The organism is Mesorhizobium sp. M7A.F.Ca.US.006.01.1.1 (genome assembly GCF_003997935.1).
Taxonomy (GTDB): Bacteria; Pseudomonadota; Alphaproteobacteria; order Rhizobiales; family Rhizobiaceae; genus Mesorhizobium.
In genome coordinates this window covers 1-11,417 of sequence record NZ_RZQL01000225.1, presented here as the reverse complement: position 1 = coordinate 11,417, position 11,417 = coordinate 1, and the positions used below count along the sequence as shown (strand labels likewise).

Here is an 11,417-nt window from a genome sequence, read left to right as displayed (position 1 = left end):
CGTATCGACCACGCACACCATCACCGGCGCCATCATCGGCGTCGGCGCCGCCCGCCGCGTCTCGGCCGTGCGCTGGGGCATTGCCGGCAACATCGTCATTGCCTGGATCGTCACCTTGCCGGCCACCGCTTTGATTTCAGCGCTCACCTACCTCGCGGTTGGCCTGGCGAGGTGACGTAAAGAAATCTACCTGTCCACAAGGTTCAGGATGTTGCCGTCCGGGTCCTTGAACCAGGCAACCTTCATTCCGTAACCGACGTGGAGATCGCCCTCCAGCGTCAAGCCCGGCATCTGATAGTGCTCGAAGGCGACGCCCTTCGACTTCAGCTCCTTGACGATGTTGCCGATCTCGTCGCCAACCATCCAGGTCACCGCTGTCGCCTTGTTGGTTCCGGCAAATTGGGAATGATAGACGTTGAGGGTGGTATCGCCGCTTTTGTAGACGATCAGTTCACCGCCTTCATCGTGCACCTGTTTCAGGCCAAGCGTTCCCTCATAGAAAGCCTTGGCTTTCGCGAGATCCTTCACCGCGAGATTGGCCGTTGCGTTGCTGTTTGCGAGCATGATGGTCTCCTTTCCTGGTTGTCGACCCCGTGCTGTTCACCGAAATAGGTCGCCGCGATCGTTTGACGACTGTCGCTTGACCTGATTGTTGGCCGCATCGGCGCTCGATTATGTGGAAGACGTTTGGCGCGGATGGAATCCGACAGGATCCGCTTTTTCAGGCACGCCAAGACAGCCATTGCTCCACGGCTTGGTTCTGTCCGGAAACTGCATTATCTCAGGTGCAAGCTGCATCTCAGGCGCAAGCTGCGTAAGGAAAAACTGCCATGTCCGTCACCAAGGAAATCGTCACCGAGCGTCTGAAGACGGTCAACGGGCCGGATTTCACCGGCAACATCGTCGACCTCGGCATGGTTTCGGAAATTTTCATCGCCGACGGGAAGGTCTTCTTCTCGATCACCGTTCCCGCCGCCCGTGCCCAGGAAATGGAGCCGCTGCGTGCTGCCGCCGAGCGCGTCGTCAAGGCGATCCCCGGTGTCGCCGGCGCCGTCGTCGCGCTGACGGCCGAAAAGAAGGGCGGCGGCATGGAGGCGCCGGTTCCGTCGCGCCCCGCACCCAGGCCCATTCCACCGGCTGCGCCCGCCGCCGCCGCGCCGCGTGCGGCTCCGCACGCGCCGGCCTCGCACAGCTCGGGCAAGCGTGGCGTACCCGGTATCGAGGCTATAATTGCCGTTGCCTCCGGCAAAGGCGGCGTCGGCAAGTCGACCACCGCCGTCAACATCGCGCTCGGCCTCGCCGCCAACGGCTTGCGCGTCGGCGTGCTCGATGCCGACATCTACGGCCCTTCCATGCCCAGGCTGCTCAACATCCATGGCCGGCCGCAGACCGTCGACGGCAAGATCCTGAAACCGATGGAGAATTACGGCCTGAAGGTGATGTCGATGGGCTTCCTCGTCGACGAGGAAACGCCGATGATCTGGCGTGGCCCGATGGTGATGTCGGCGCTGACGCAGATGCTGCGTGAAGTCGAATGGGGGCGGCTCGACGTGCTCGTCGTCGACATGCCGCCCGGTACCGGCGACGCGCAGCTGACCATGGCCCAGCAGGTGCCGCTGGCTGGTGCCGTCATCGTCTCGACGCCACAGGATCTGGCCCTGATTGACGCACGAAAAGGCCTCAACATGTTCAAGAAGGTCGACGTGCCGCTGCTCGGCATCGTCGAGAACATGAGCTATTTCATCGCTCCGGACACCGGCAAGCGCTATGACATCTTCGGCCATGGCGGCGCCCGCCGCGAGGCCGAGCGCCTGGGCGTCACCTTCCTTGGCGAAGTGCCGCTCGAAATGGGCATTCGCGAAAGCTCGGATGCCGGCACGCCGGTTGTCGTCTCGAAGCCCGACGGCGCCGAAGCAAAAATCTACCGCGACATCGCTTCGAAGGTCTGGGACCGGGTCAACGAAGAGCGTGGTGCTGCGGCAGCCGCCGTGCCGAGTATTGTGTTCGAGTGATGCCCGCTTGAGGGCTCAGCCGCCGACCTTTTCGCCGAACGACGAAAAAAACTGTCCGGCCAGTTTCTTCGAGGTCGATTCGATCAGCCGGCTGCCGAGCTGGGCGATCTTGCCGCCGACATCGGCCTTGGCCGCGTAGTTCAATATCGTGACGTCGGGTCCATCTGCCGTCAGCGTCACGTCGGCGCCGCCCTTGGCGAAGCCTGCAATGCCGCCCTTGCCTTCGCCCTGGATGGTGTAGGAGTGCGGCGGCTTCAGGTTCTTCAGCGTCACTTCGCCGTTGAACGTCGCCTTGATCGGTCCGATCTTCACCACCACGGTTGCCGCCATCTCGGTCGGCGACTTCATCTCCAGGCTCTGGCAGCCGGGAATGGTCGCCTTCAAGACCTGGGGATCGTTCAGCGCTTCCCACACTTTTTGCAGCGGTGCGGCAATGCGCTCCTCGCCTTCGATCACCAAAGCCATGAAAACCTCCCGGACAAGACTGTCCGAACCCGTAACGCACGGCTCGGTGCGTGTCTATCGCACCAAAGTCCGGTTGCGACCGCACGCCCTCTTGCCTGCTCCCGCGCGTTGCCATATCGATTTGTCTTACAAATACGGAGACCATGATGGCAGGCGCCCCCACCCACAAGAAAAAATTTCGCTCGCAGGAGTGGTTCGACAACCCCGACAATCCGGGCATGACGGCGCTCTATCTCGAGCGCTATCTCAATTACGGCCTGACGCGCGCCGAACTAATGTCCGGCAAGCCGCTGATCGGCATTGCCCAGACCGGCTCGGATCTGTCGCCTTGCAACCGCCACCATATCGAACTCGCCAAGCGCGTGCGCGAAGGCATCGTCTCGATGGGCGGCATTCCGTTCGAATTCCCCTGCCATCCGATCCAGGAAACCGGCAAGCGCCCGACCGCAGCACTTGACCGCAACCTTGCCTATCTCAGCCTGGTCGAGGTGCTCTACGGCTATCCGCTCGATGGCGTCGTGCTCACCATCGGTTGCGACAAGACCACCCCGGCGCTGCTGATGGCTGCGGCCACCGTCAACATTCCGGCCATCGCACTGTCGGTCGGCCCGATGCTCAATGGCTGGCACAAGGGCAAGCGCACCGGCTCCGGCACCATCGTCTGGGAATCGCGCCAGCGCCTGTCGGCCGGCGAGATCGGCTATGATGAGTTCATGGACATCGTCGCCTCCTCGGCGCCGTCCACCGGCTATTGCAACACCATGGGCACCGCCACCACGATGAACTCGCTGGCCGAGGCGCTCGGCATGCAGTTGCCGGGCTCGGCCGCCATTCCCGCGCCCTACCGCGAGCGTGGCCAGATTTCCTATGAGACGGGAAAGCGCATCGTCGAGATGGTGCATGAGGATCTGAAGCCGTCCGACATCATGACGAGAGAGGCTTTCGAGAACGCCATCGTCGTCAATTCGGCTATTGGCGGCTCGACCAACGCGCCGATCCACCTCAACGCCATCGCACGCCACCTTGGAGTCAAGCTCGACAATGACGACTGGCAGACGGTCGGCCTCAATGTGCCGCTGCTGGTCAATTTGCAGCCGACGGGCGAATATCTTGGCGAGGACTACCATCATGCCGGCGGCGTGCCGGCGGTCATCGCCGAACTGATGAAGGGCGGCCTGTTGCCGCATCCCGGCGCGCGCACTGTCAACGGCAAGTCGATCGGCGAGAATAGTGAGGGCGTCGCCAACGAAAACCCCGACGTCATCCGCTCTGTCGCCAAGCCGCTGAAGGCCAATGCCGGCTTCATCAACCTCAGGGGCAATCTGTTCGATTCGGCGATCATGAAGACCAGCGGCATCTCGCCGGAATTCCGCGAGCGCTATCTGTCCAATCCTAGGGATCCCGAGGCTTTCGAAGGCAACGCCATGGTTTTCGACGGGCCGGAAGATTACCACGCCCGCATCGACGATCCGGCGCAAGGCATCGACGAACACACCATCCTGTTCATGCGCGGCGCCGGCCCGGTCGGCTATCCCGGCGGTGCCGAGGTCGTCAACATGCAGCCGCCGGCCTATCTCATCAAGAAGGGCATCCACGCACTCGCCTGCATCGGGGACGGCCGCCAGTCGGGCACGTCGGGTTCGCCGTCGATCCTCAACGCCTCGCCGGAAGCGGCGATCGGCGGCGGACTGGCGCTGCTTAAGACGGGCGACCGGGTCCGCATCGACTTGCGCAAGGGCACGGCCGACATCCTCGTCACCGACGACGAGATCACCCGGCGCCGCGCCGAGTTGCAGAACAATGGCGGCTTCCATTATCCCAAGCATCAGACGCCCTGGCAGGAGATCCAGCGCGGCATGGTCGCGCAGTTCTCGGAGGGAATGGTGCTGAAGCCGGCGGTGAAGTACCAGGATGTCGCGCACACCAGCGGTGTCCCCAGAGACAATCACTGATTGCTCCGGGGACAATCATCGATTCTGGATCGACGGATGGCGGCTTGATCAAATCAGGCCGCCATCGGTTTTCCGGTCAGCGTGTTGCATCCCGGCCGGGTAAGTCTGGAACGGTCACCGTCCTTGACAAGCGTGCCCAACAAATCCACGATCATGACAAGGGGTGCATCGCGACGACCCCGTGAGGCGTCAGCCCAACGTTCGCGTCCAAGCTTCTCTTTTCAGGAGGTGGACGCTATGCCGTCAACAACCGCTATCACCGTACCGCAATTGTCCCGGCTCATAGGTCTGCCGGGTGCACCTGTCATTGTCGATGTTCGCATAAATGAAGATTTCGACGCCGATCCGCGCCTGTTGCCGGCGTCGTGCCGGCGCGATTTCAAAACCGTTTCGACCTGGGCCGCTGCATTCGCCGGCAAGCCTGTGGCCGTCGTCTGCCAGAAGGGGCAAAAGCTCTCGCAAGGCGTCGTCGCATGGCTGCGCCATGAGGGGATATCAGCCGAATCCCTTGAAGGCGGCTTTGAGGCCTGGCGCGATGCCGGAGGGCTTCTGGTCCGCACCGCCAAGATGCCGCCACGCAATGAAAAGGGCGCCACTGTCTGGGTGACGCGATCGCGCCCGAAGGTCGACCGCATCGCTTGCCCATGGCTGATCCGGCGTTTCGTCGACCCCGACGCGGTGTTCCTGTTTGTCGAACCCGCTGAAGTACTGGCTGTTGCCGACCGCTTTCAGGCCGTGCCGTTCGACATCGACACTGTGTTCTGGAGCCATCGCGGCGAACGCTGCACCTTCGACACGATGATCGAGGAGTTCGGGCTGGAATCCGAGGCGCTCGATCGCCTCGCCGCAATCGTGCGCGCGGCCGACACTGCAAGCCTCGACCTGGTGCCCCAGGCTGCCGGTTTTCTGGCTGCGTCGCTCGGTCTGTCGCGCATGTTCCGCGACGATCTGGAACAACTGGAAGCAGGCATGCTGCTCTACGACGCGTTCTTCCGCTGGTGTCGCGACGCCACCGAAGAAACGCACAACTGGCCGGCTGCGGGTAAGCCGTCATGACCATTCTTGTCCCCGACAAAAAGGCGGTGACCGTCGAGCCGCCGGCTGCACCGACCTTTACCGAGGCCACGAAGGTCTGGGCGAAAATCGGACTGCTCAGCTTCGGCGGACCTGCCGGGCAGATCGCGTTAATGCACAAGGAGCTGGTCGAGGAGCGGCGCTGGATCGGTGAACAGCGCTTCCTGCATGCGCTGAACTACTGCATGCTGCTGCCTGGCCCGGAAGCCCAGCAGCTCGCCATCTATGTCGGCTGGCTGTTGCACAGGACGGTCGGCGGCCTTGTCGCCGGCATCCTGTTCGTCGTGCCGGGCGCGCTGGTCATGCTCGCGTTGAGCAGCCTCTACGTGCTCTATGGCGACATGCCGCTCGTCGCGGCGCTGTTTTTCGGGGTGAAGGCGGCGGTGCTTGCCATTGTCATCGAGGCGGTGATCCGGATCGGGAGGCGCGCCCTCAAGAACCGCGTCATGGTGTCGATCGCGGTCGCGGCGTTCATCGCCATCTATGCGTTGAATGTGCCGTTTCCGCTCATCGTCCTGCTCGCCGGCCTGACGGGATGGCTCGGAGACCGCGTTGCTCCCGGCCTGTTTTCCGGCTCGACCCATGGCAAGGACGATGTTGCCGACTTCAAGGGAGCGGTCGACCTGATGTTCGAGCGTGGCGAACTGGCCCATGTCAAACCGACCAAATGGCATGCACCGCGCACCATTGCCACCTGGCTGCCGCTCTGGCTCGGGCCTGTTCTTTTGATCTGGTGGTTCACCGGCTCTGCAAGCGTCTGGACCGAGATAGGCCGGTTCTTCAGTCTCATGGCTGTCGTCACCTTCGGCGGCGCCTATGCGGTGCTTGCCTATGTCGCGCAGGCAGCCGTCCAGTCCTTCGGCTGGCTGGCGCCGGGTGAAATGGTCGACGGCCTTGGGCTTGCCGAAACGACGCCGGGGCCGCTCATCCTGGTGCTGCAGTTCGTCGGCTTCATCGCCGCGTTCCGCCATTCCGGCTCGCTGGACCCGTTGCTTGCCGGATCGCTGGGGGCGCTGCTTACCCTGTGGGTGACGTTCACGCCCTGCTTCTTCTGGATATTCCTCGGGGCGCCCTACATCGAGGCCTTGCGCGGTAACAAGGCACTGTCGGCCGCACTGGGCGCGATCACCGCCGCAATTGTCGGGGTAATTATGAATCTGGCCCTATGGTTTGGCTTGCACGTCATCTTCCGTGAGGTGCACGCGACGGGCCTTGGCATGAACGTGCCGGTGCCTTCGTCCATCGACTGGCGCGCGGCCTTGCTTTCGGGTGCCGCCATGATCGCCATCCTGAAGCTGAAAGTCGGCATGCTGCCGACACTCGCGCTATCCGCCCTTGCAGGGGTCTTGCTGGCGGCGGCTGGTTAGATGGCACCGCCTTTGTAATCCGCTTGCCCACCACCTAAGTGGGCTGGAAACGGAAGGAAACATCATGGCCGGACGGCGCTCTTCCCTAGGCTTCCTTGGAATGTTCGGCCGTTCGGGCGACTTGAGGCAGCTCGACGATGCATTGCGCGGCGCCGATCTGCATCCAGCCCTTGTGCCGGAGGGCGTGAAGCTTACCCTCGTCAATCTCATGAAGGATCGCTGGCCCGACGAGTCGCCACCGGGCACCTATGCGTCGGTGGCGCAATTATGCAGCTATTGCATCGCGGGTCCCGAAACCTTCGAGCAAGCCAATGGCCATGAGCGGACGCTGGAAGCCGAGCGCCGCATCGAGGCGGCGCTTGAAACCGGCGACAGCCTCGACGCGCAGATCGTGCTGATGACGCTGCATGCCAAGCTCATCAACCCCGAAATCGTCGACCGATACGGGCTCAGCGCGGAATGACGCGAAAGGCAGGATCTGCCTGATTCTCCTAGAGCAATTCTAGGAAAAGTGTGAGCGGTTTTCCGTCTAGAATTGCGTCAAAACAAAGAGTTAGAGCAGATCGCCGTTTCCGTGAAACGGTGAATGCTCTAAGGCAGCCGAGCCGTTCAGGCCCGGCTGATCTCCTCGAGATACCAGCCGATGTAGCGCAGTTCGTTGTATTCCATCGGCGCGATAGGTCCGGGCACGAAATAGTGCGAGCGCACGCCGCGCGCGGTGTGCTCGATGATCTTCTTGTCTTCGTCGGTGGTGACCTTCCATAGCCAGGTCAGCTTCTCCAGATCGTAATCCTGACCCTCGACCGCGTCGCTGCGCACCAGCCAGATCAGCTCCATCTCACAGGTCCCGGCCGTCTTCGGGATGAAGCGGTAAATCATGCCGTGATCGGGGTAACAGACGAGGAAGCTGGTGCCGCCAAGATGGATCGATGTCACGCCACCATCATAGTCGGTGAAGCGGCCCATCAGCGGCGCGACCGGTGAGCCGTCCTGGCTGCCGCTGGAAACGCCGTCATAAAGCGCATAGCGGAAAGTGTGGATCGCCTCCTGACCGGCCGCCGAGTTCTGCCAGCGGTTGGCGCTGCCGATCTCGATGCCGAGCGCGCAGGTGCGCTGCTCCATCGCCGCATTGAGTTGCTCGATCATCTCGGCCGGTTTTTCCAGTGCATGCGTCTGCGAATACTCCGGATGCGCCGGCCCGCAATGGTAGCATTCGACATAGTTCTCGACGGCGAGCTTCCAGTTGGCGTCGAGCGGATAGGACTGACGATACGCCACTTTGGCGTCGCCCCAGCCATATTGGCCGCAGCTCGTGCGCAGCGACTGTTCGATCGGATCGAAATCGAGCGGCGTCTCGGCGAAGGAAATGAAGACCAGACCGGATGCGACGCGGACATGAAGCTTCTTCAGCCCGTGCGCCGTGCGGTCGAAATCCTTCGGCATCAGGCGGGCAGCGCGCAACGATCCGTCATTGGAATAGGTCCAGGCGTGGTAGGGGCACACGAACATCTTCGCGTTGCCCTTCTCCTTGGTGCAGACCTCGGCGCCGCGGTGGCGGCAGACATTGAGCATGGCGTGCACGGTGCCATCCATGCCGCGTGTCAGGATGACCGCCTCGTCGCCCAGTTTGAACAGCTCGAAATCGCCGGGGTTAGGGATAACGCTGGCATGGGCCAGGCAATGCCAGTGGCGGCGAAAGACACGTTCCATGTCGCGCTCGAAGATCGCCGGGTCATGATAGAAGGCACGCACCAGGCCGTGGCCTGGCCGATGAGATGCCACCAGCCGATCGATCCCGTCGCCGTCGGCGGGGGCTTGCTGGATAGGATGCACACTCATTTGTCGTTCTGCCCGATGGTTGGTCGTGTATGGTTGTATGGCTGCACGAATTCGTCTCCGGTCAGCCGCCCATATGCGTGCGCGGCAGGTGGATCAGGCTGCCGAAACGGGCACGCAATCTGTCGTCGACCTGTTTTGGCACGTGGCGCGGAAATCGTTCGGCAAGAATGCGCTTCTTCTCGGTGATCGCACGCAGCAATATATCAGGCCGGCCTTTTTCGTTCCATTCCTTCGGCGAGGAACGATCGCCGAGGGCGGGATAGAAGTGCTCGGTCTGCATCAGCTTGAGCGTTTGTTCGTTGTCGAGATAGTGGCCCGGACCCTTGAGGCAGACCTCGGCGATGCTGTCGATCGACAGGGCCTCGTCAGTCACGTCGATGCCACGCGCGCAGCCCAGGCAATGACCGAGCATGTCGTTGTCGATGACCAGGCTCTCCAGGCAGAAGCCGAGCAGCGAGGCATGCATGCCGGCCGCCTCGTAGACGAGGTTGAGGCCGGAGAGGCCGGCCATCACATTGGTGATGCCTTTTTCGTAGCCGGACTGAATATCGGGCAATTTCGAATCAGTCATGCCGGCGGCGGAGCCGCCGGGCAGGTCGTAGAATTGCGCCATCTGGGCACAGGCCGCCGTTGCCACCGACTGCTCGGCCGACCCGCCCGCCATGGCGCCGGTGCGCAGGTCCGACATGAACGGCCATGCGCCGAAGATCGCCGGATGGCCGGGCTTGAGCGCGTTGACATAGACCAGGCCGGCCAGCACTTCGGCCACTGCTTGCACGACGGCGCCGGCCATCGCCGCGGGTGCCGTGGTGCCGGACTGGCCGGTCGACAGCAGCAGGATCGGGATGCCGCCTTCGACGCAGGCCTCAAGCACGCCGCAGGCATCCTCGGCGAACTTCATCGGCGGCACGACGAATGAGTTGGAGTTGGAAACGAATGGCCGGGCGCGGAAATTCTCCTCGCCGCCGGCGATGGCGTACAGCATTTCAAGCGCAGGCTTCACGTTCTCACGCACGGTGAAGGATGTTCCGATGTGCTTCGATGTTCCCATCACACAGGCATAAAGCGTGTTGAAATCCATCTCGAGCGGATCGGCGATGTCGCGCGCCACCATCGGCCGCTGGAAGAAATGGATGTTGTCCAGCCCGTCGACGATGCGGGCGGCATCATAAATGTCCTGCAGCTTGGACTCGCGGTACTCGCGCTTCTCCAGATCCACCAGGTGCACGGCGATGCCTGCCGTGCCGTAATGCACGCGCTTGCCCTGGACCACCATGTCGTGCCTGGGGTCCTGGCCATGAAGCGTGAAATGTCGTGCCGCCCGCTTGATGGTGTCGAGCACGAGCGCGCGCGGAAAGCGGACCCGGCCATCGTCGCCATGGACCGCCCCCGCCTTGGTCAGCACCTTTATGCAGGAAGGAATGGCGTTGGCGAAACCCACTGTCTCCAGAAGCGTCAGCACGCCCTCGTGGATACGCTCGCGGTCATCCCCGCGCAGCGGCCCGTAGCCGCCGCCCTCGATGCCCTTGTGCTGTGGTCTGGTATCCTCCACCAGGGGAGATGATCGCATGGCATGTCCTGTTTCGCGAAGACCGGAGCGTTGTGGACGACGGTTCGCCGGCGTGTCCTGCTGTTCGACAGCCACTGGCATGGAAGCACTCCACCTCGTCGGCAGGGAACTCGTGGCGGTTGGTCCACCATCGGCCTGCTTCTTCCCCTGGCGCCGACTATGCCGCCGGCACTGGCCCATTCTATGGGCCAGCTGGCGCAGTTCCATGTGCCAGAACTAAAATACCGGAGCCGCTGCGAGCGGCCCCGGTCACAAGAGATTGACGATGGATCAGGCGGCCGCGGGTCTGCGTCCGGCGGCCGTGGCCAGTTCGCGAATGCCTGGCTCGATGTGCTGTAGTGCGATCGACGAGATGCCCAGCCGCATGAAACGCGAAGGCTTTTCAGTGCGATCGAAGAAGCGGTCGCCTGGCTCGATGATGACGCTGCGCGAGGCGGCTGCCTCGGCCAGCCCGCGCGAATCGGTACCGCGCGGCCCTTCGAGCCACAGCGACGTGCCGCCGGCCGAATCGGTCGAGCGCCACTCCGGCAGGAAGGCGGAAATCGCATGGACCAGCCGCTTGCGCCGCTCGTCGAAGGCTGACGACAACCGCCGCACCAGCGCCTCGTGGTGGCCGAGCGACAGGAACAGCGCTACGGCGCGCTGGTTGTTGGCCGGCGGATGACGCAGCATGAAGCGGCGCAGGGCCCGCAGCTCGGAGATTAGTCCAGCGGACGCCACGATGTAGCCGAGCCGCAGGCCGGGAGCCAGCGTCTTGGACATCGAGCCGACATAGACGACGCGGCCAGAACGATCGAGGCTCTTCAGTGCTTGCTGCGGTGCCTCGTCGAGAAGCTGGCTGTCATAGCCGTCCTCGATGATGATCTGGTTGTAGCGGTTGGCGCGCGCCAGAAGATCCTGCCGCCGCTCCGCCGACAACGGCACCATAGTCGGGCAATGATGGCTTGGCGTGACGAAGACGAAGCCGGAATCATTGGCAATAGAAGCAGTTACGATGCCGGACTGGTCGACCGGCACCGGCTGTATCTCCGCGCCCGCAAGGCGGAATATCGAGCGTGCATCGGGGTAGCCGGGGTCCTCCATCGCCACCTTGGAGCCTTTGGACATCAGCAGCGTCGCCAGCATGTAGAGCGCGTTC

At 62.9% G+C, this 11,417-nt stretch carries 11 protein-coding genes; 6 read left to right on the top strand and 5 right to left on the bottom strand.

Translation table 11 applies throughout. The annotated features are described in order from the left end of the window. Nucleotides 1-175, top strand: a 175-nt coding sequence (locus EN943_RS29085; RefSeq protein ID WP_164778435.1) for an inorganic phosphate transporter, incomplete at its 5' end; no start/stop codon positions are given. Nucleotides 176-186: 11 nt separating this feature from the next. On the opposite strand, the gene EN943_RS29080 is transcribed toward EN943_RS29085, so the two are convergent. Continuing rightward, nucleotides 187-564, bottom strand: coding sequence for a VOC family protein (locus tag EN943_RS29080; protein ID WP_027039668.1), 378 nt, complete (start codon nucleotides 562-564; stop codon nucleotides 187-189). A 266-nt stretch (nucleotides 565-830) separates the two neighbouring features. Here EN943_RS29080 and EN943_RS29075 point away from each other — a divergent pair, with 266 nt between their 5' ends. Further along, nucleotides 831-2,012, top strand: a complete 1,182-nt coding sequence (locus EN943_RS29075) for an Mrp/NBP35 family ATP-binding protein (protein WP_127415610.1) — start codon at nucleotides 831-833, stop codon at nucleotides 2,010-2,012. A 15-nt stretch (nucleotides 2,013-2,027) separates the two neighbouring features. Here EN943_RS29075 and EN943_RS29070 read toward each other — a convergent pair whose 3' ends face one another. Further along, on the bottom strand, nucleotides 2,028-2,477 hold the full coding sequence (locus EN943_RS29070; RefSeq protein ID WP_127415609.1) for a carbon monoxide dehydrogenase subunit G: 450 nt from the start codon (nucleotides 2,475-2,477) through the stop codon (nucleotides 2,028-2,030). Nucleotides 2,478-2,623: 146 nt separating this feature from the next. Here EN943_RS29070 and EN943_RS29065 point away from each other — a divergent pair, with 146 nt between their 5' ends. The 4 genes from EN943_RS29065 to EN943_RS29050 all read left to right on the top strand — a co-directional run bounded on the left by EN943_RS29065 (nucleotide 2,624) and on the right by EN943_RS29050 (nucleotide 7,333). Beyond that, nucleotides 2,624-4,429 carry an IlvD/Edd family dehydratase gene (locus EN943_RS29065; RefSeq protein ID WP_127415608.1) on the top strand — a complete coding sequence of 602 codons (1,806 nt, stop codon included), beginning with the start codon at nucleotides 2,624-2,626 and terminating at the stop codon, nucleotides 4,427-4,429. A gap of 237 nt (nucleotides 4,430-4,666) precedes the next feature. Continuing rightward, nucleotides 4,667-5,485, top strand: a complete 819-nt coding sequence (locus EN943_RS29060) for a chromate resistance protein ChrB domain-containing protein (RefSeq protein ID WP_127415607.1) — start codon at nucleotides 4,667-4,669, stop codon at nucleotides 5,483-5,485. Further along, nucleotides 5,482-6,870 (top strand): chromate transporter, encoded by a 1,389-nt coding sequence (chrA, locus tag EN943_RS29055; protein ID WP_127415606.1) that lies wholly within the window; start codon nucleotides 5,482-5,484, stop codon nucleotides 6,868-6,870. The genes EN943_RS29060 and chrA overlap by 4 nt, the downstream gene beginning before the upstream one ends. 64 nt (nucleotides 6,871-6,934) lie before the next feature. After that, a complete protein-coding gene (locus EN943_RS29050; protein ID WP_127415605.1) occupies nucleotides 6,935-7,333 on the top strand; it encodes a hypothetical protein in 399 nt (132 codons plus the stop codon). A 146-nt stretch (nucleotides 7,334-7,479) separates the two neighbouring features. Here the strand turns inward: EN943_RS29050 and EN943_RS29045 are convergent, their stop codons facing one another. The 3 genes from EN943_RS29045 to EN943_RS29035 all read right to left on the bottom strand — a co-directional run. Beyond that, entirely contained in the window at nucleotides 7,480-8,709 is a 1,230-nt protein-coding gene (locus EN943_RS29045) for an aromatic ring-hydroxylating dioxygenase subunit alpha (RefSeq protein ID WP_127415604.1), read from the bottom strand. 61 nt (nucleotides 8,710-8,770) lie between these two features. Then, on the bottom strand, nucleotides 8,771-10,360 hold the full coding sequence (locus EN943_RS29040; protein WP_127415603.1) for a trimethylamine methyltransferase family protein: 1,590 nt from the start codon (nucleotides 10,358-10,360) through the stop codon (nucleotides 8,771-8,773). 189 nt (nucleotides 10,361-10,549) lie between these two features. Then, nucleotides 10,550-11,417, bottom strand: an 868-nt coding sequence (locus tag EN943_RS29035) for a PLP-dependent aminotransferase family protein (RefSeq protein WP_164778434.1), incomplete at its 5' end; no start/stop codon positions are given.